The following is a 20,817-nucleotide window of genomic DNA, read 5'->3' on the forward strand; positions in this document are numbered from 1 at the left end:
ATACCCCTTCTCAGATCGGTTTAGATCAATTTTTCCTCTTCGAGCTGAGAGCCACCCGCATACAAATTGATCTGAGGGGAATTCAGTTGGACTTTCTCAACAGTCTGACAGAACATCTGATTGAAAATGCGGAGAAAGCCTGCAAAAGTGCAGGTTTTTGCTCGCGGATACGCCTTCAGCGAAAAATTCCTGCAAATGTGCAGGCTTTTTAGCTGCAGCACGAGCTCAGGCTCATTTTTATCGGGAATTCCTGCACAATTGCAGGTTTTTCCTCAAAATGAGCCTCATGCACAGAAAAAGCCTGCACTTTTGCAGGCTTTTAAGTTTGCCAAGCCGCTACCCCCTCCGGCTGCCCTGACAAAGTGTCGCGACTTTCTCGACACTCTGACAACCGCAGGCTTTTCGCCAAAAGCCTCCTGCACAATCGCAGGCTTTCCCCTTAGCCTTGCCTGATACCTGCCGTGTACCCGCCACAACCCGCCGTGCACCTACCGCACCCCGCCGCGCCCGCGGCGTAGCCTTGCCTGATACCTGCGGTGCACCTGCCGCGCCCGCGACGTAGCCTTGCCTGATCCTGCCGTGCACCGGCCGCAATCCGCCGCGCCCGCGACGTAGCCTTGTCTGATCCTGCGATGCAATCCGCCGCACCCACCGCGTAGCCTTGCCTGATGATCCTGCCGTGCACCTACCGCACCCCGCCGCGCCCGCGGCGTAGCCTTGCCTGCTCCCGCCGTGCACCTACCACACCCCGCCGCACCCGCCGCACCCACCGCGCCCGCCATGATACCTGCCGCGCAGCGCCGCAACCCGCCGCGCCCGCGACGTAGCATCGCGGTAATCAGCGCGCCGCCAGCGCAAAATACTGCTTGCGGAACCGGAGCGGGGGCAGTCCGACGCTCTTTTGGAAGCAGCTTGAAAAGTAGGGCGTATAGGAAAAGCCGACATACTCGGCAATTTGGGCGATGGGCCACTCCGTCGTAATAAGCAGCCGTTTGGCCTGCTCGATGCGGTATTCGTGCAAATATTCCATGGGCGTGCAGCGGTACACTTCTTTCATGCAGCGGACGATGTAGTTGGAATGAAAATGCAGAGCGTTGGAGAGAGCTTCGTTCGTAATGTCCTTCCGGTAATTTTGCTTGAGAAAAGCTTCCGCAGCTTCCGCCAGCTTCATCACGGGCGAGGAATGATGATCCCGGCTCTCCTGCTCCAGCAGCCGCAGCAGCTCCATGCACAACGCCTGCTCCTGCCAGAAAGCCGTGGAGCGGCGGTTGCCGGAAATATCCATAAGCTGCTGCACGATGCGGAAGGCGACGGAAGGCTGCAGCAGGGCGGCAAACTGCGGAAGCCGCAGCGTATAAGGATTCGCGAAAGGCTGACGGTTCGGTTGCAGCGGCCGTTCCTCTTCCCGAACCTCCTGCCAATCCCCGGCGCAATCTATATGCACCCAATAAAACTCCGTCTCCTCCGCGCATGGCCGGGTCGGATAATGGTGCCCTTCGGGGCGGAGCAGCAGCATCTGCCCTTCGCTCAGCTCCCACGACCGCTCATCCTCGCCCATGTACAGCGTCCCCTTCACGATCAGGAGCAGGTCGAACATGCCCAAATGCCGCCGGTTCGGATGCTGTTCCCCGGGGGCGTATACGCTTTTGCCGCAGCCCAAATAGTAGGGCAGAGGCGGCAGATCAAATGAAAAATGGATATCGGCACTCATCGATCGATCCCTCCGGACACACCATACGCTTGTGTTAAATTTTATAAAAATGAGTTCATTTTATTCGTATTTTCTCTTTATTTTACAAGATATACTTGCAGGAGTGAAGGGTTAATTCATGATGTTTTTGGGAGGATGACATATGGAACGTATCCGCATTGAGGACGATTTTTGGAATCGCTACACGGAGCTTGTAAGAAATACGGTGATCCCTTACCAATGGGAGGCGCTGAATGATCGTATTCAAGATGCGGAGCCCAGCTGCGCGATCCGCAATTTCCGGATTGCCGCAGGCCTGGAAGAGGGCGAGTTCGGGGGAATGGTGTTCCAGGACAGCGATTTGACCAAGTGGCTGGAAGCGGTGGGGTATTCGCTGGGCCATCATCCGGACCCCGCTTTGGAGCGGACGGCCGACGAGGCGATCGAGCTGATTGCGCAGGCGCAGCGCGATAACGGTTACATGAATACGTACTATGCGATCAAGGAACCCGGAAAAGAATGGACCAATCTGCACGAATGCCACGAGCTGTACTGCGCAGGGCATTTGATCGAAGCCGCCGTAGCCTATTTCCACGGAACCGGGAAAAGAAAGCTGCTGGATATCGCGTGCAAATTCGCGGATCATATCGATTCCGTATTCGGCCCGGAAGAAGGCAAGCTGCAAGGATATTGCGGGCATCAGGAAATAGAGCTGGCGCTGGTCAAATTGTATCAGGCGACCGGAGAATCGCGCTATTTGCGGTTAAGCCAGTATTTTATCGATCAGCGGGGGCAGGAGCCGAATTATTTTCATCTGGAGTGGGAGCGAAGAGGGCGCACCAGCCACTGGGTGCAGGGGATTACCGCCAAGCCGGACCTCGCCTACACTCAAAGCCATCTTCCGGTGCGCGAGCAATCGGTCGCTGTCGGGCATTCCGTGCGCGCCGTCTACATGTATACGGCTATGGCGGATTTGGCCCGCTTGACCGGCGACCGGGAATTGGCGGAAGCGAGCCGGCGGCTGTGGAGCAATATGACCGGGCGGCAAATGTACATTACCGGCGGCATCGGCTCGACCCATCATGGCGAAGCGTTCTCCTTCGACTACGATCTTCCGAACGATACGGTGTACGCGGAAACTTGCGCATCGATCGGGCTTATTTTTTTCGCGCAGCGCATGCTGCAGCTGGAGCCTAAGAGCGAGTATGCAGACGTGATGGAACGCGCGCTGTACAACAACGTGCTTGGCAGTATGGCGCTGGACGGCAAGCACTTTTTTTACGTGAATCCGCTTGAAGTATGGCCGGAGGCGAGCGCTAAAAATCCGGGTAGACGCCACGTCAAGGCGGTCCGGCAAAAATGGTTCGGCTGCTCCTGCTGCCCTCCGAATGCGGCAAGGCTGTTAAGCTCCTTGAACGACTATATTTATACTGTCGACAAGCCGGCGAATACCGTTTATACTCATCTGTTTATCGGCAGCTCGGCGTCGCTGCAAACCGATGCCGGAGAAGTGACGCTGAAGCAGCGTGCCGAACTGCCCTGGAGCGGCAAAGTAACGTTCGAGATCGATTCCGCGCCGGAAACCCCGGTAACGCTCGCGCTTCGGATTCCCGAATGGAGCAGGGGCGAAGCCGTCATGATCATTAACGGGACCCCCGAGCCGTATACCGTGAAGGATGGCTATGCGCTGGCAGCGAGAGTGTGGAAGCAAGGGGATCGCGTGGAATGGAATTTGGCGATGGACATTCAATTGCTGGAAGCCAACCCGCAGATCCGGGCCAATGCCGGCAAAGCTGCGATTCAGCGCGGGCCGCTGGTCTACTGCCTGGAAGAAATCGACAACGGAAGCCCCGTTTCGGCGATTTCGATATCGGCGGACTCCAGGCTTGCTGCCGTTCGCGAGGAGCAATTTCCGGGAGGCGCAATCGTCATTGTAGGGGAAGGACACGCCGATGACGCGTCTTCCTGGGCGGATCAGCCGTACCGGCCTCTGGTCCGGCATACGCAGCCTTTTCGCTGGAAAGCCGTGCCGTACTATTTGTGGGGCAACCGGGGGCAGGGCGAAATGAGCGTATGGGTACGATATGGGATAGATTGCCGCAAGTGATCCTGATTCAATCACAGTTAAGCCCACATCTTGATGATAAGGTGTGGGTTATTGCCGATTAAGAGGCTCGTTCAGGCGGAAAAGAGAGTTCTAAATCGCGGGGCAAACCATAAAATTTAGTTAAACGATTAAACCTATAAATGATTTTACACAAAAAATAAAGCGCTATCATATTGTAAAATGAGATGGAATCCCTTATAATTTAGTTAAACGTATAACTAATAGAGGGATAAATAATGAAAAAACCAACCATTAAAGATGTAGCCAAAGCCGCAGGCGTCTCAACGGCAACTGTCTCCTACGCATTAAACGGCAGGGTTGACAAGGTGTCGGCGGAAACGATCGAACGCATCAAGACGATCATTGAAACGATCAACTACATTCCTGATTTCTCTGCAAGAAGCCTGGTCAAAAATCAATCGAAGCTCATCGGCATCGTTATTCCGCAGACGGAATCGCATAAACAGCTCATTCTTGAAAATCCTTTCTACAGCGAAATGATCAGCGGCATTGAGAGCAAGCTGCGCGAGTACGGTTACCATTTGTTATTATCCGGCGTGAATCAGGGCGAGAGCTATTTGGACCTGTCGGTCCAGCGGAACCTGGACGGCGCTATTATGATGGGGATATATCCGGAGCAGTTTTATGACGGATTCAAGAAAATCAACATCCCAATCGTGCTGATCGATAGCTATATTAACGACAGTTATTTTAAACGGATCGGCATCGACGACGAGTACGGAGGTTATTTGGCGACGAAGTATTTGATCGACAAAGGGCATTCGAATATTGGGTTGATTACAGGGGCGATTCGCCGGGACGGTGTCGTGGAAAAACGCTTTCTCGGCTACAAGCGGGCAATACGCGAAGCGAACTTTTTCTACAATCCGGATTATGTGTTTGAAGATTCGATGAGCTATGAGCACGGGATGGCGGCAGGGCAACTAATTGCAAGTAAACATCCGGAAATTACAGCCGTGTTTGCTACGGGCGATATGGTCGCATTCGGAGCGATTCGCAGCCTGATGGATGTGGGCAAAAGAGTGCCTGAAGATATATCGGTCATCGGCTTTGACGATATATCGATGTCCAAAATGTTTCTGCCGCCCCTCACAACAATCCGTCAAAATATTACCGAAAAGGGAGCAATTGCAGCCGAACATCTCATCAATATGATTCAGGGAAGCGGCGGGCAGGAAACGAATGAAATCATGCTGCCGCTTGCGATTATGGAAAGAGGTACGGTCAGACGGAGGGAGTAGTCCTCTCTCGGGAGCCGGGAAAAGGAGAATGACATGGTAGGACAAAAGCGATTTTCCAGAATGGCTGTCATCATCGGATTCTTATTCCCAAGTTTGGCGGGATTGCTTTTCTTCCAGCTTATCCCGATGCTTTCCTCGGCTGTGATTTCCTTCACCGATTGGGATTTGCTTACGCCGGCCAAGTTCGTCGGACTGGATAATTACAGCGAAGCTTTGCATGATGAGAAAACGCTTACATCCCTTTTGAACATTCTTCAATATATCGTAGGTTATATTCCTTCCGTGCTCGTGTTCGGCTTGTTGTTTGCAGTACTGCTGAATCGGAAGCTGAGAGGCGTTAAGCTGTACCGGATTTTCATCTTCGTGCCGGTCATCACCTCGTGGGTTGCCGTTTCCATCGTATGGCGCTGGCTGCTCAATGGTCAGAACGGACTCATTAACTACCTGTTGTCGCTGGTCGGGATTCAAGGTCCTGTGTGGCTTCAAGATTTCGTATGGGCAATGCCCTCGATTATCGCAGTGAGCGTATGGAAAGACATCGGGTATGTGACCGTGATTTTGCTTGCGGGCTTGCAGGATATCTCCGATGACTACTATGAAGCGGCGACGATCGACGGAGCCGGAGGATTTCAGCAATTTTTCCGGGTGACGCTTCCGCTGCTTACGCCGAGCATTTTCTTCGTGCTTGTCATTTCGCTGATCAATGGCTTCCAACTGTTCGATCAGGTGCTGGTGATGACAAACGGAGGTCCGGCCGGGCAAACGAGTACGCTCGTGCAGCAAATTTATGGAAACGCCTTCCAAAGTTATAAAATGGGTTTTGCTTCCGCGCAGTCCTGGATCTTGTTCGTTATTATTTTCGCAGTCACGGTCGTTCAACAGCAGCTTCAGAAAAGGTGGGTTACCTATGACCGATAAATATATGCCATATCGGAACCTGCTGTCGCATATGATTTTGCTCGCAGCGGCTGTCGTTCTCGTGTTCCCGTTTGTTTGGATGTTGTCCGGATCTTTCAAAGACAGCCTGGAGGTCGTTCGGATGCCGCCCAATCTCATTCCCGATACATTCAAGTTCAGCAATTATGTTGAAATTGCCAAGTACTTTCCGATCTATCGTTTCTTAGGCAACAGCATTGGCGTATCGGCCGTGACAACGATTGCTCAGGTGGTTGTGTGCGCGATGGCGGCGTTCGTTTTCGCCAAAATTCCATTTCGGGGCAGGGAGCCGTTATTTGTACTCTACCTGATCACGATGATGATTCCGATGCAGGTGACGATGACCCCGCTCTTTATCGTCTTTCAGAAGCTGCACTTGACGAACACGTATCCGGGTCTCATTTTGCCCGGCATTTTCAGCGCTTACGGCACATTCCTGCTAAGACAGCATATCATGACGATTCCCGATCCGCTGGTCGAGGCGGCAAGGATGGACGGAGCTTCCTATGTACGGGTGTTTGCGAGTATCATACTCCCGCTCAGCAAACCCGCCCTAGCCACGTTGGCGATCTTTGCTTTCATGGCATCGTGGAACAATTTCTTATGGCCTCTTATCATCACGAGCGACAAGGAACTGATGACCCTTCCGATCGGGCTGAGCAAGCTGCAAGGCAGATGGGCGACGGAATGGAACATTTTGATGGCGGGCAATGTCATTAGCTTTATTCCGATTTTCGTCGTGTTCTTGTTCGCATCGCGATATTTCATTAAGGGCATGACCATGAGTGGCGTAAAAGGATAATGAGAGGGGGGATGCGCTTACCGCGGGGAAGGCGTGCATGGTTGGTAATGAAGACTCAGACAAAATTTCATGTGAAGAGAGGGTTCTGCATGGGTGCCCGAAAAACAGGTTGGGTCGTTGCGTTAAGCGTCATTGTTTCACTTGCGGCAGCGGGGTGCGGGTCGGATCGTAAACCGGAAGCGTCGTCTCAGGCGACTCCGAAACAGGACGCAACTGCGCCGGGGGCAACACAGGAGGCGAAGAAAGATCCGGTTACGCTCAAGTTCATGCAGTACACCGCAAGCGGCTCTCAAGAGCAGACGCTCGGCGATATGGTGAAAGCGTTCGAAGCCGCAAATCCCGGCGTGAAGGTCAAAGTGGATATCGTCGATTATAACAACTACTACACGAAACTCAATACACAGCTTGCATCGGGGGATGCGCCTGACGTATTCGAGGTCGGATACGAAAACTTCGTCTCTTATGCCGCCAAAAATACATTAAAAGACTTGACCCCGATCATTGCGCAGGACGCAGCGTTCAAACCGGACATTTACAAAGGTCTCGCCTATGATTCTTTCAAATACAATAGCAAGCAATACGGGGTTGTAGAGTCGTTTTCGGATGTCGTTCTTTTCTACAATAAGGACTTGTTTGACAAAAAGCAGGTTGGTTATCCGAAGGCGGATTGGACGTGGAAAGAGGAGCTGGAAGCGGCTCAGAAGCTGACCGACGCCAAAAGCGGCGTCTGGGGCACTTATTCGCCGATCCAATTCTATGAGTTCTACAAAACGATCTCGCAGAACGGCGGAGGCATCTGGAGCGCAGACGGCAAGCCAACGGTTAACAGCAAGGAGAACATCGAAGCTTTGAACTGGATGTTGGATAAAGCCAGAAAGTATAAAGTATCTCCTCCGCTGAACGACGACACCTTCAACCAGCCGGACGCGGATTTGAACGCCTTCAAAGCGGGCAAAATCGCGATGCTGCGCGGCGGTATTTGGAATTTCGGCCGATTTGCGGATGCGCCGTTCAAATGGGATATTGCGCTGGAGCCGGGCAATACGAAGAAAGCGCATCATTTCTTTGCCGACGGTCTTGTCGTTTCAGATAAAACGAAGAATGCGGAAGCCGCTTGGAAGTTTATTAAATTCATGTCCTCCGACCCTGCGGTTGTGAGTAAGCGGATCGAGAAGGGCTGGAGCGTTCCGGCGGTTTCCGATGAGAAAGCGATGGAGGCTTATTTCAAACAAACGCCACCTGAATCGAAGAAAGTCGTGCTTGAAGCGCTGAATACACTTGTGCTTACGCCAGTCGGTCCGATTCCGGACAAATGGAGCGATTTGACGAAAGCGATCGGCGATGAAATCGATAAAGCAAAGCTGAAGCAGGACTACACGGCGGAAAAGGCGCTGAATGAAGCGCAAGCCAAGATTGAGAAGCTGGCAAGTAAATAACAGGCAGACTTGGAGTCGGCATGGAGGGGCATTGTTGCGGCAACTGCCCCTTTTGGTTTCCCTAATAAGAACGTTAGCAAGGAGGATTTTATTGTGAATAAACCGGATTTGCAGCAGTATGCGAACGTTGAGATCGATGCTTTAACAGGAGAACTGGCGATAGGCGGACAGAAGGCTGGTTTTCGCGAAGCGGCATTTTTAAGCTATGCGTTCGTGCGGCGTGGAGAGCCGGATCGGGCGCTGCCGTTGTTAAGGGTTTTATGCGGAAGCAAGCGTCTGGAACAAGCGGCGCTGACGGATCAAGCGCTGGTGCTGTGGGCTGCCGGCGAGTATCTTAAGGCGAGTGATGACGAATCTTTCGGCGCGGAAATTCAGGAGTTTATTCATGCTGCGGTTCGGCTGATCGATGCAAATTGGAAAAAACCGCAGCCTCATTGGCTGCAAGGGGAAAATCAAGGCATCTATCTTAGTCACCTTGCCATATATTTTGCGGCCATCCAATCGAATATGCAGCACGGTGCAGGCGAAATAGGCTTGCATTTGATGAAGTCGTTACGAGAACTCCTTTTTGCTAAGTTTATTAAAAATGGAAGGGTTGTCAGCCAACTTGGGGATACGGCGATTCACGGAGAAATTACCGCTGCGGCTATTCCCTTCGGAATGCTTGGTATTGAAGACCGAATTCTGATAGAGGCGCTGTATAAACTGGAAGAGACGCTTGTCGGCAAGGGCGTTAGACTGTGGGAGAGCGACACCTATTTCGGCGGCTGTGAGCGGCCTGATGTGACTTGCCTCTTGGCTTGGTACTACGCCAAAAAAGGCGATACAGTGCGGGCGAAGGAACTGCTGGCCCGGGTAGAGGCGCTGCAAGAGGAGCAGGGCGCGCTTTATGAGGTGGATATGACGACGGCGAAGGAGCCGCTGATGCTTGATTATTGGCGTGAGCGGATGCAGGGGCAAGAGCAAGGGCAAGGGCAACAAGGGCAAGAGCAAGGACAAGGACAAGAGCAAGGACGCGAGCAGGGGCTGCCGCCCATCAGCACATGGTGTGCTGTGCTGATGGAATTGGCGCAGACTGCGCTTGTGTCAGACGCAGGCGCACACGCGAGCGCGGACAGCGTCGCGCTCATACATATGCCTACAGGTTATGACGATCCGTACGTAACCTTGCCTTGCGAGCGGTTCCCCCGCCAGCCCGAAGCGGGCGATGCGGTGGTGGTGCATCTGCTGACGCAGCCGTTCCAGCCGAGTCAGGCGGTTTCGGTGCAGGCCGTCGTTGGCGGTATTCCGGCGGCGCAAGCTGTTCCGGCCGTCGTCAAAGTGCTCGCCGGCGGGGAGAAGGTCTGGGAAGCGCAGCTGGGCCCTTACCTCGCGGGTGACGAGGTCAGCTATGCTTTTGCGCTTCAGGCCGGGGGGAAGTCGGCAGTTTCGCCGACTTATGGCTTTAAGGTCCGGTCATGGACGGCGCTGGAGCGCGTCCATGCGATGTACGAGACGACGGATGGCTTCGTCGTCGAGCTGGCCGGCGCAGACATGGCGCAGCCGTCTGTGCTGGCATTCCGCGCCGAGGCCGGCGGCGCGGTGCGGATAACGTTCGCCGCAGCGGGCGAACGGGCATACGCCCGGCGCGTGCAGCAGGCAGCGCTGCAGATGGGACGCGCACGGCTGGAAGCCGGCGTGCGCGAGGGGAAGCTTGCGCTGGCCTTGCGCAGCGCGGAGGGTTTGCTTGCCGAAGGCTTCGCCGCCGAAGGGAAGCCGCTGATCGAAGCGTTGACCGACGGCTCGGGAACGGTCCATAAGTTGCGGCTCAACATGAAGACGAGGCCGGAGCACCGCTGGTTCGGCATGGGGGAACGCTTTGCCCATTACGAATACTCCGGACAGGAAGTGGATCAGTATGTGTACAACCAGTACCGGGATCAAGGCTTGAAAACCTACATGCCCGTTCCTTTTGCCATCTCTTCGGGAGGGTATGCCATTTTTGTGGATACAGCGCTTTATTCTACGTTCCGATTTCATACAAGATTATCCGATTTGGTAGAAGTAGAAGCGGACGTTTCGCGGGTGAATCAGCAACTGGTCGTTTATTTATTTGCCGGGAAACCTCTGGATATGATCGGACAATTTACGGATATTACCGGCAAGCCCGCACTGCCGCCCAAGTGGTCGTTCGGTCCGTGGATGTCGAGCAATAACTGGGACTCGCAGAACGAGGTCATGAAGCAAGCGGAGTTAACCGCCAAATACGAGATACCGTCAACAGTGCTTGTCATCGAGCAGTGGAGCGACGAGGCGACGTTCTATATTTTTAACGATGCGCAGTATGAGGTGCAGGACGGCAGTCAGCCGTTCCGCTATGGCGACTTCCAATTCCCGGAGTGGGGGCGCTGGCCGAATCCGCGAGGGATGGTTGAAGAACTTCACAACCAAGGGTTGAAGGTGCTTTTATGGCAGATACCTATTCATAAGTTTATGTATGGTGTCGCCCATGGCCAGCGCGATCGCGATGAAATAACTTTGCTTGAGCATGGCTTTTGCGTGAAAACAGCCCAAGGGGAGCCGTTTACACTTCCTTATAACTGGTTCAAAGATTGCCACATTATCGATTTTACCAATCCTGATGCGGTTAAATGGTGGTTCGATAAACGCCAGTATCTGCTTGATGAAATCGGCGTGGACGGTTTCAAAACCGACGGCGGCGAGTTCGTCTTCGGCCACGATCTCCAGTTCCACGATGGCTCCACCGGTCGCGAAATGCGTAATTTATACCCGAATTTGTATGTGGGCAGTTATTATGATTTTGTTCAACGGCATGCCAAAGAAGGCGGCATTACGTTCAGCCGTGCAGGATACACCGGGGCGCAGCGGTATCCGCTGCATTGGGCGGGCGACGAGCGTTCGACCTTCCAGGCTTTTCGCTCCTCGATGATTGCCGGCCTGTCGAGCGGTATGTCGGGCATCCCTTTCTGGGGTTGGGATTTGGGCGGTTTTCATGGCGATATTCCGACAGCGGAACTGTTCGTGAGATCCGCCCAGATGGCGGCATTTTGCCCCGTGATGCAATATCATGCCGAGACGAAAGGCGAGTTCAATCAGGACCGGACCCCGTGGAACATTGCCGAACGGACAGGACAGCAGATCGTTATTGAGCTGTACAAAAAATATGCGGACATTCGGATGAACCTTTTGCCATACATTTATGATCAGGCCATCCGCGCGAGCCGAACGGGTCTGCCGATGATGCGCGCCATGTCGCTGCAATATCCGGCCGATGCGCATTGTACGGAAATGATAAGTGAGTACATGTTCGGCGAACACCTGCTCGTTGCTCCGGTTACGGAGGAGGGACATCGTGTGAAGGAGGTTTATTTCCCAGAGGGGACATGGCTCTCGCTGTTTGATCAGGAGGAAGTTGCGGGCCCGCGTCTGCTGAAAGTCGCTGCAGGTATCGAGAAAATTCCTGTCTACCAAAAGGAAGACAGCGTGATCGCGATCAACTTGGCGGAGGATTACAAACTCGGCGGTCATGTCGGGAATCGGGTGGATGGTTATGAACACTTATGTTTCCGCGTATATGTCAAGGCAGAGCTTCAAGCGGAATTCCAGGATGATTTGGGCAACAAAGTGACCATTTCTGCGCAAAGGGAAGGTAAACGGATTCGTCTGGGCTGGTCGGGCAGTGTGCAGCAGCAGTTGACATTTCTTCTGTATTGGCCGGAAAGTGCGCAATCGGTCCTCTTGAATGGTTCCGAGCTGACGCTTGCGGCGCAGGTTGAGCAGCTGCTGCCAGGAAGTTACTGTCTAAGGGACAGAGAGGTGATGTTCTGTACCAGGGATTCAGCGGGAAGTTTGGTGATCGAAGGTTGATCGTCATGGAAATGCAGCCAGAAAATATGCGGTGTTATTCATGGCAGTCTCGAAGAGCTTATGTTCGGACTGCCCAATCCGGAGAGGGGGGATGCCTGGAAGAAGGCGCGCAGGCTTGGAAAAGACGATGCGGCAGCAGTCGGTCAGTTCTCATCCATAGTTTGTCAATCATTCGACATGAAAGGGGAAATAATCATGCTCGCAAGGAAAATACTATCATCAGTGAAGTTCAGTTCTTCTTTGTTGCTCTGTTTTTTCCTGCTTGTTCCAAGTGCTTATGCGATCGATGGCGTCTACCACGCTCCCTACGGGATTGACGATCTTTATGACATTCAGACTACCGAGCGGAGTCCGAGAGATCCGGTAGCGGGCGAGACGGTGTATATCAAAATTACGACCTGGCCGATTGAATCCGGACAAACGGCTTGGGTGACCTGGACCAAAAACGGCGTCAATCAGACGCCGGTAGGAGCGGCCTACAAATACAACAGCGGCAACAATACGTATTGGGAGGCAAACCTTGGCAGCTTTGCCAAAGGGGATGTGATCGCCTATACCGTTCATGGCAACAAAGATGGCGCAAACGAAAAGACCATCGGACCGTTCACCTTCACGGTAACGGACTGGGAGTCTGTCAGCAGCGTTAGCTCCGTGACCAATAACACGAACCGTATTGTACTGAACGCGGTGCCGAACACAGGGACGCTAACACCGAAAATCAATATTTCTTTCACGGCAGACGATGTGTTCCGCGTGCAAGTTTCTCCGACAGGGACAGGGACGCTCAGCAGCGGATTAAGCAACTATTCCGTGTCGGATACGGCGTCCACCGCTTGGATTACGACATCCAAACTGAAGATCAAGGTAGACAAAAATCCATTCCGGCTTAACGTCTACAAACCGGACGGCACGACGCTTATCGCACGCCAATATGACAGCACGACGAATCGGAACCTGGCTTGGCTGACCAACGGCAGCACAATCATTAACAAGGTGGAAGATCATTTCTACACACCTGCATCCGAGGAGTTTTTCGGGTTCGGCGAGCACTACAACAACTTCCGCAAGCGCGGAAATAATGTAGACACATATGTATACAATCAATACAAAAATCAGAATGACCGCACGTATATGGCGATCCCTTTTATGCTGAACAGCAGCGGTTACGGTATATTTGTAAACTCTACATATTATTCCAAATTCCGTTTGGCGACGGAACGTTCGGATATGTACAGTTTTACGGCGGATACGGGAGGCAGCGCCAATTCGACGCTCGATTACTACTTCATCTATGGCAATGACTTGAAAGGCGTCGTCAGCAATTATGCCACGATTACCGGCAAGCCCGCGGCATTGCCGAAATGGGCCTTTGGTTTATGGATGTCGGCCAATGAGTGGGACCGTCAAACGAAAGTATCGACGGCGATTTCGAACGCGAATACCAACAATATCCCGGCGACGGCCCTCGTTCTTGAGCAGTGGAGCGATGAGAATACGTTCTATATTTTCAATGATGCCACGTATACGCCCAAAACAGGCGGCGCTTCGTTTGCCTACACGGATTTCACGTTCCCTTCGGGCGGCAGATGGACGGATCCGAAAGCGATGGCGGACAACGTGCATAGCAATGGGATGAAACTTGTGTTATGGCAAGTGCCTATTCAGAAATGGACCTCAACGCCCTATACCCAGAAGGACAACGACGAGGCTTACATGATTGCCCAGAACTATGCAGTAGGCAATGGCAGCGGCGGGCAATACCGCATACCGGACGGCCAGTGGTTCGGCAACTCGCTGCTGCTTGATTTCACGAATGTGAATGCGAAAAACTGGTGGATGTCCAAACGCGCTTATTTGTTTGACGGCGTTGGCATCGACGGCTTCAAAACCGATGGCGGCGAGATGGTCTGGGGACGCTCGAACACGTTCTCGAACGGCAAAAAAGGCGACGAAATGCGCAATCAGTATCCGAACGAGTACGTGAAGGCGTATAACGAATACGCGCGTTCGAAGAAAAGCGATGCCGTCAGCTTCAGCCGTTCCGGCACGCAAGGCGCGCAGGCGAATCAAATCTTCTGGTCCGGCGACCAAGAGTCGACGTTCGGCGCATTTCAGCAGGCCGTATCGGCCGGATTGACCGCCGGGATGTCCGGCGTTCCTTATTGGAGTTGGGATTTGGCGGGCTTCACAGGCGCGTATCCAACGGCTGAACTGTATAAACGCGCGACCGAGATGGCTGCCTTTGCTCCTGTGATGCAGTTCCATTCCGAAGCCAACGGCAGCTCAGGCACGAACGAAGAGCGTTCTCCGTGGAATGCGCAGGCCCGCACAGGGGACAACACCATTATTAGCCATTTTGCGAAATATACGAATACCCGGATGAATCTGCTCCCTTACATTTACAGCGAAGCGAAGAAATCGAGCGATACCGGCGTGCCGATGATGCGCGCCATGGCCCTTGAATATCCGACCGACAGCAATACGTACGGTTTGACGCAGCAGTATATGTTCGGCGGCAGCCTGCTTGTCGCTCCTGTTATGAATCAAGGCGAGACGAACAAAAGCATCTATCTCCCGCAGGGGGACTGGATCGATTTCTGGTACGGCGCGCAGCGTCCGGGAGGGCGCACGATCAACTATACCGCAGGCGTGGATGATCTTCCTGTGTTTGTGAAGTCAGGCGGCATTATTCCGATGAATCTGAACGCGCAATACCAAATCGGCGCAACCATAGGCAATAACCTTACAAGCTACACCAACCTGGCTTTCAGAATTTATCCGCTCGGTACGACGGCTTACGATTGGAATGACGATATCGGCGGTTCGGTCAAAACCTTCACGTCCACCGAGCAGTATGGTCTGAACAAAGAGACGGTCAGCGTGCCTGCGATCAATGCGGCCAAGACGCTGCAAGTGTTCACGACGAAACCGTCTTCTGTGACTGTAGACGGTTCGCCGATGACAGCGTATAGCTCGCTTAGCTCACTAATAGGAGCTTCAGCAGGCTGGTACTATGATACCGTTCAGAAATTCACCTATGTTAAGCTCGGCGCAAGCGCGTCCGCTCAATCGGTCGTCTTAAACGGCGTCAACAAAGTGGAATACGAAGCCGAGTTTGCCGCGCAAACAGGCGTTTCCACGAATACGAATCATACCGGCTATACAGGAACGGGCTTCGTGGACAATTTCGAAACAACGGGCGATTCCGTGACCTTTGACGTCTCTGTAAAAGCTGCCGGCACCTTCGCGTTGAAAGTGCGCTATGCTTCGGGAGCCGGCAGCGGATCGCGCGCCATTTATGTCAATAACGCCAAGGTGACGGATTTATCGCTGCCGCAAACAGCGAATTGGGACACATGGGGGACGGCTGCGGTCAATGTGACCCTGAATGCCGGCTGGAATACGGTGAAAGTCAGCTACGACGGCACCAGTTCGCTCGGTATTAATCTGGATAACATCGCGATTCAAGAACAATAAAAGCAGGGAGGGCTTGTCCCTCCCGCATTCCAAAAGCGAAAGGCGGTATCAATCATGAGTCTACGGAACAATCAAGTTCCGCGCGTCCTCTCTATGTTGACAGTATGCACGCTGATTGGCTCTACCTTTACCTTTCTTCCCGCGCCCCCTGCTCGCGCTTATGTAAGCTCGCTCGGCAATTTGCTTTCGTCGAGCGTTTCCGGGGATACTTTGACGCTAACCGTTGATAACGGCGCGGAGCCAAGCGATGACATTCTGGTCATTCAAGCTGTACAGAACGGCATCCTGAAGGTGGACTATCGTCCGAATGGCGTGACGTCAAGCCCGGATACGCCGATGCTGGACCCGAACAAAACATGGGCGGCCGTCGGAGCGACGATAAATACGGTTTCCAATCCAATGACGGTCACGACTCCGAATATGAAGATCGAGATCACCAAAAATCCCGTGCGCATGACGGTGAAAAAGCCGGACGGTACGGCACTGTTCTGGGAACCTTCCAGCGGCGGGGTGTTTTCGGATGGCGTTCGCTTCGTTCATGCCGGCGGGGACAACATGTACGGCATCCGCAGCTTCAACGCTTTCGATGGCGGCGGCGACCTGCTGCGGAACAATTCCAGTCACGCCGCCCATGCCGGCGAGCAGGGAGATTCCGGGGGGCCGCTCATTTGGAGTACGGCGGGTTACGGTCTGCTTGTCGACAGCGACGGCGGCTATCCGTACACGGATGATGCTACCGGTAAAATGGAGTTTTACTACGGCGGCACGCCTGCGGAAGGACGGCGCTATACGAAGCAGGACGTCGAATATTACATCATGCTCGGCACGCCGAAGGATATTATGTCCGGCGTCGCCGAGATTACCGGTAAACCGCCGATGCTGCCGAAGTGGTCGCTGGGATTCATGAATTTCGAGTGGGATACGAATCAAACGGAATTTACGAATAATGTCGATACGTACCGCGCCAAAAACATTCCCATCGACGCCTATGCCTTCGATTACGATTGGAAGAAGTACGGGGAGAACAACTACGGCGAATTCGCATGGAACACCACGAATTTTCCTTCCGCCGCCTCGACGGCGCTCAAATCGGCAATGGATGCCAAAGGCATCAAAATGATCGGCATAACGAAACCGCGGATCGTGACCAAGGATGCTTCGAACACGGCGACGATTCAAGGGACGGATGCGGCGAACGGCGGCTATTTTTACCCGGGACATAGCGAATATCAGGACTATTTCATCCCCGTGAAGGTACGCAGCATCGATCCTTACAATGCCGGCGAGCGGACATGGTTCTGGAATCACTCCAAGGACGCGCTGGATAAAGGCATTGCGGGATGGTGGAACGATGAGACGGATAAAGTATCATCGGGCGGAGTGACTTATTGGTTCGGCAATTTCACGACGGGCCATATGTCGCAAACGATGTACGAGGGTCAGCGCGCTTATACGGGCAATGCGCAGCGTGTTTGGCAAACAGCGCGCACCTTCTATCCGGGCGCACAGCGCTACGCGACGACGCTCTGGTCTGGCGACATCGGCATTCAGTACAACAAGGGGGAACGCATCGATTGGGCGGCAGGCATGCAGGAGCAGCGAGCCGTTATGCTGTCATCCGTAAATAACGGCCAAGTGAAATGGGGCATGGATACCGGAGGGTTCAACCAGCAGGACGGCACGACGAACAATCCGAATCCGGACCTGTATGCAAGGTGGATGCAGTTTAGCTCGCTTACGCCTGTTTTCCGCGTTCACGGCAACAATCACCAGCAGCGCCAGCCCTGGTATTTTGGATCGACCGCAGAGGAAGCGGCCAAAGAAGCGATTCAGCTGCGCTACTCCCTGATTCCTTACATGTATGCTTATGAAAGAAGCGCCTACGAGAACGGAAATGGGCTTGTAAGACCGCTCATGCAGGATTATCCGACCGATCCGAATGTCAAAAACGATACGGACGCCTGGATGTTCGGCGATTGGCTGCTGGCCGCTCCGGTAGTGGATAAAAAGCAGACCGCCAAAGATATTTATTTGCCGTCCGGCACATGGATCGATTATGCGCGCGGCAATGTGCTGACCGGCGGTCAGACGATTCACTACGCCGTGAATCCGGATACGCTGACAGATATTCCTCTTTTTATCAAAAAAGGAGCGATCATTCCTACGCAAAAGGTGCAGGATTATATAGGACAATCTTCCGTGACCTCCGTCGATGTGGATGTATTCCCGGATACATCGCAAAGCAGCTTCACATATTATGACGATGACGGAGCCAGTTATAACTATGAGAACGGCACTTATTTCAAGCAAAATATGACTGCGCAAGACAACGGCTCAGGTACGCTTAGCTTCACATTAGGGGCCAAAAGCGGCAGCTACATCCCTGCCCTGCAATCTTATATCATCAAGCTCCACGGAGCTGCTGGAACCGCGGTGACGAATAACAGTACGGCCATGGCATCCTATGCCGGCTTGGAAGCATTGAAAGCCGCTTCAGGCGAAGGCTGGGCGAAAGGCAAGGACGTATACGGCGACGTCACTTTCGTAAAATTGTCGGCGGGAGCAGCTTCCGCCAAGGCCATCGCCGTGACCGGAAGCAGCTCCGTGAGCGCGGCCGTTATGCAATACGAAGCTGAAGATGCATCGCTTTCGGGCATCACAGCGTCAACTAAAGCGACGGTGAACACGAACCATACCGGATACACGGGAACAGGCTTCGTGGATGGGCTCGGCAATGCGGGAGCGGGTGCGACGTTTTATCCGAAAGTGCAAACAGGCGGCGATTATAACGTTACGCTGCGTTATGCTAACGCTTCAGGTTCGGCCAAGACGATGAGCATCTTCGTCAATGGCAAGCGAGTAAAGTCAACGTCGCTTGCGAATTTAGCGAATTGGGACACGTGGTCGACCCAAGCCGAGACGCTGCCCCTGACGGCGGGCATGAACGTTGTCACGTACAAATATTACAGTGAAGCGGGCGATAGCGGTAACGTTAGCATCGACAACATCACGGTGCCGTTCGCGCCTGCGGTAAGCAAATACGAGGCAGAGAGCGCCGAGCTTTCCGGAGGCAGCAGTATGGACACGAATCATTGGTACTACAGCGGCGCCGCATTTGTCGACGGCATGAGCGCACCCGGCGCGCAGGTGAAATACAATGTCAATGTGCCGAGCGCAGGCAGTTATCAAGTCGCGCTGCGCTATGCCAACGGCACGAACGCTGCGAAGACGCTAAGCACCTATGTGAACGGAACGAAGTTGGGTCAAACGAGCTTCGCGAGTCCGGGAAGCAACTGGAACGTTTGGCAGGACAACGTTCAAACCGTGTCGCTGAACGCAGGAGCTAACACCATCGCGTTCAAATATGATGCTGCCGATAGCGGCAGCATTAATCTGGATCGTATGCTGCTCTCGACAGCGGCGGCGGGAACGCCGGTTTCCGAGCAGAACCTGCTCGACAATGGCGGCTTTGAACGCGATACGAGCCAGAGCAGCAACTGGACCGAATGGCATCCCGGTACGCAAGCGGTCGCTTACGGCGTTGATAGCGGCTCGACAACGAATCCCCCGGAATCGCCATGGACGGGTGATAAGCGCGCTTACTTTTATGCGCCGGGCGCTTACAAGCAAAGCATTCATCAGACGATCAGCGTTCCAGTGAACAACGTGAAATACAAATTCGAAGCATGGGTCCGCATGAAAAATACGACGCCGACAACAGCGCGAGCGGAGATTCAAAATTACGGCGGTTCTGCCATATATGCCAATATCAGCAATGACGGTGTATGGAAGTATGTCAGCGTTAGCGACATTATGGTTACGAACGGTCAGATCGATATTGGCTTCTACGTCGATTCTCCGGGAGGCACAACGCTCCATATTGATGATGTTCGTGTAACCAAGCAATAAGCGGAAGCTCGGACTCCCTCATGAGGCTAAATCGATAAAGTGTTTGGGCTGAGAAAGACCACCGGGTAATCCGCGATCCCGATGGTCTTTTGTCGTTTGGCGACTGGAAGAAGGCGAAATGAGCGTATGGGTGCGATATGGGATAGATTGCCACAAGTAATATTTATAAAATCTATGTTCATCGGCGTAAAGGTCTGGTATGTTTAATACTGGTACATAATTTATTGTCGGAGTGGAAATATGGAAAACAAGAACCGCACTTTAATTGTAGATGGCATGGCCTTATTATTCAGAGGCTTTTACGCGCAATCGTACGGAGGGTATGTCCGCAAAACGAGCAGCGGCATCCCCACGAACGCCATTTTCGGTTTTATTCATTATTTGTTCGATGCCATCAAGGAGTTTCAACCTACGCATCTGCTCTGCTGCTGGGACTTGGGCAGCTCTACGTTTCGGACCGAGATGTACGACGGCTACAAAGCGAACCGGGCCGAGGCGCCGGAAGAGCTGGTCCCCCAGTTCAGCCTGGTCAAAGAGGTTGTGGATGCGCTGGGGATACCGAATTTCGGCGCGCCCGGTTTTGAAGCCGACGACTGTATAGGCACGATTGCCGGCCAAATCAGCGCCGAGACGGAAGTGCTCATATTGACCGGCGACCATGATATGCTTCAACTCATTACGGACCGCATTTCGGTCGTGATCATGAAAAAGGGCAAATCCAATTATCAAGTGTACACGCCGGCTGCTTTGTGGGAAGAGAAAGAGCTGCACCCCTCTCAAATTATCGATGTAAAAGCGTTTATGGGTGATACTTCCGATAATTACCCGGGTGTGCGCGGCATTGGCGAGAAAACGGCCCAAAAGCTTATTAAAACATACGGTTCCGTCCAAGGCGTATTGGACAATATGGAACAGTTATCGGCTAATGTTAAAACAAAAATCGAAAATGACACGGACATGCTGCACTTGTCCAAAGATTTGGCAACTATTAAAGTGGATGTTCCTATTCAATGCGTTTTTGAAGAATGCGTTTGGAAAATCAACAAGAGCGCCGCACTTCAAAAATTCGAAGAGCTTGAGTTTAACAGTTTGGTAAAATTAATCGGATAAGGAAAACAATGGAGACAAGCCGTTTGGCAATAACAGGCTGTGTCTCTATTTTTTTGCGCCAACGCAAAAGGGATTTGGAAAAAAGTGTAGAAATGATAAAAAAGACCTATAAACAGCTAAAAAACGCTGCTTTTTCATCAGGTGAATTGTCAGTATTGAACGAAGAGCGGGGCGAAAAAAGGGATTTACCGGCGAAAAGTGACTGAAATCCCACCCTGGGT

At 53.0% G+C, this 20,817-nt stretch carries 11 protein-coding genes; 10 read left to right on the top strand and 1 reads right to left on the bottom strand.

The annotated features are described in order from the left end of the window. Positions 1 to 838: 838 nt before the first annotated feature. Positions 839 to 1,711 carry a helix-turn-helix domain-containing protein gene (locus AC6RNO_RS17345; protein WP_497106175.1) on the bottom strand — a complete coding sequence of 291 codons (873 nt, stop codon included), beginning with the start codon at positions 1,709 to 1,711 and terminating at the stop codon, positions 839 to 841. Between the two features lie 142 nt (positions 1,712 to 1,853). Between AC6RNO_RS17345 and AC6RNO_RS17350 the strand changes: the two genes are divergently transcribed. The 10 genes from AC6RNO_RS17350 (at position 1,854) to AC6RNO_RS17395 (ending at position 20,802) form a co-directional block, all read left to right on the top strand. After that, positions 1,854 to 3,797, top strand: coding sequence for a beta-L-arabinofuranosidase domain-containing protein (locus AC6RNO_RS17350; protein WP_497106176.1), 1,944 nt, complete (start codon positions 1,854 to 1,856; stop codon positions 3,795 to 3,797). A gap of 236 nt (positions 3,798 to 4,033) precedes the next feature. After that, positions 4,034 to 5,059, top strand: coding sequence for a LacI family DNA-binding transcriptional regulator (locus tag AC6RNO_RS17355; protein WP_488437085.1), 1,026 nt, complete (start codon positions 4,034 to 4,036; stop codon positions 5,057 to 5,059). Between the two features lie 33 nt (positions 5,060 to 5,092). Continuing rightward, entirely contained in the window at positions 5,093 to 5,977 is an 885-nt protein-coding gene (locus AC6RNO_RS17360; RefSeq protein WP_488437084.1) for a carbohydrate ABC transporter permease, read from the top strand. Next, positions 5,967 to 6,797 (top strand): carbohydrate ABC transporter permease, encoded by an 831-nt coding sequence (locus AC6RNO_RS17365; protein WP_488437083.1) that lies wholly within the window; start codon positions 5,967 to 5,969, stop codon positions 6,795 to 6,797. The genes AC6RNO_RS17360 and AC6RNO_RS17365 overlap by 11 nt, the downstream gene beginning before the upstream one ends. An 89-nt stretch (positions 6,798 to 6,886) precedes the next feature. Beyond that, positions 6,887 to 8,233, top strand: coding sequence for an ABC transporter substrate-binding protein (locus tag AC6RNO_RS17370; protein ID WP_488437082.1), 1,347 nt, complete (start codon positions 6,887 to 6,889; stop codon positions 8,231 to 8,233). Between the two features lie 93 nt (positions 8,234 to 8,326). Further along, complete coding sequence (locus tag AC6RNO_RS17375) at positions 8,327 to 12,100, top strand: TIM-barrel domain-containing protein (protein ID WP_497106177.1); 3,774 nt, start codon at positions 8,327 to 8,329, stop codon at positions 12,098 to 12,100. 195 nt (positions 12,101 to 12,295) lie between these two features. Then, on the top strand, positions 12,296 to 15,577 hold the full coding sequence (locus tag AC6RNO_RS17380; RefSeq protein WP_497106178.1) for a TIM-barrel domain-containing protein: 3,282 nt from the start codon (positions 12,296 to 12,298) through the stop codon (positions 15,575 to 15,577). Positions 15,578 to 15,631: 54 nt separating this feature from the next. Further along, positions 15,632 to 19,486 (top strand): TIM-barrel domain-containing protein, encoded by a 3,855-nt coding sequence (locus tag AC6RNO_RS17385; protein WP_497106179.1) that lies wholly within the window; start codon positions 15,632 to 15,634, stop codon positions 19,484 to 19,486. 240 nt (positions 19,487 to 19,726) lie between these two features. Next, a complete protein-coding gene (locus AC6RNO_RS17390) occupies positions 19,727 to 20,596 on the top strand; it encodes a 5'-3' exonuclease (RefSeq protein ID WP_474687079.1) in 870 nt (289 codons plus the stop codon). A gap of 23 nt (positions 20,597 to 20,619) precedes the next feature. Further along, positions 20,620 to 20,802: a hypothetical protein gene (locus tag AC6RNO_RS17395; RefSeq protein ID WP_497106180.1), complete on the top strand. Its 183-nt coding sequence runs from the start codon at positions 20,620 to 20,622 to the stop codon at positions 20,800 to 20,802. Positions 20,803 to 20,817 lie beyond the last annotated feature (15 nt).

The sequence above is a fragment of the Paenibacillus sp. sgz302190 genome (genome assembly GCF_059820445.1).

Coding starts and splice junctions, on each gene's coding strand:
- AC6RNO_RS17390 (WP_474687079.1), top strand. CDS start 19,727: ATGGAAAACAAGAACCGCACTTTAATTGTAGATGGCATGGCCTTATTA.
- AC6RNO_RS17355 (WP_488437085.1), top strand. CDS start 4,034: ATGAAAAAACCAACCATTAAAGATGTAGCCAAAGCCGCAGGCGTCTCA.
- AC6RNO_RS17345 (WP_497106175.1), bottom strand. CDS start 1,711: ATGAGTGCCGATATCCATTTTTCATTTGATCTGCCGCCTCTGCCCTAC.
- AC6RNO_RS17385 (WP_497106179.1), top strand. CDS start 15,632: ATGAGTCTACGGAACAATCAAGTTCCGCGCGTCCTCTCTATGTTGACA.
- AC6RNO_RS17350 (WP_497106176.1), top strand. CDS start 1,854: ATGGAACGTATCCGCATTGAGGACGATTTTTGGAATCGCTACACGGAG.
- AC6RNO_RS17370 (WP_488437082.1), top strand. CDS start 6,887: ATGGGTGCCCGAAAAACAGGTTGGGTCGTTGCGTTAAGCGTCATTGTT.
- AC6RNO_RS17380 (WP_497106178.1), top strand. CDS start 12,296: ATGCTCGCAAGGAAAATACTATCATCAGTGAAGTTCAGTTCTTCTTTG.
- AC6RNO_RS17360 (WP_488437084.1), top strand. CDS start 5,093: ATGGTAGGACAAAAGCGATTTTCCAGAATGGCTGTCATCATCGGATTC.
- AC6RNO_RS17365 (WP_488437083.1), top strand. CDS start 5,967: ATGACCGATAAATATATGCCATATCGGAACCTGCTGTCGCATATGATT.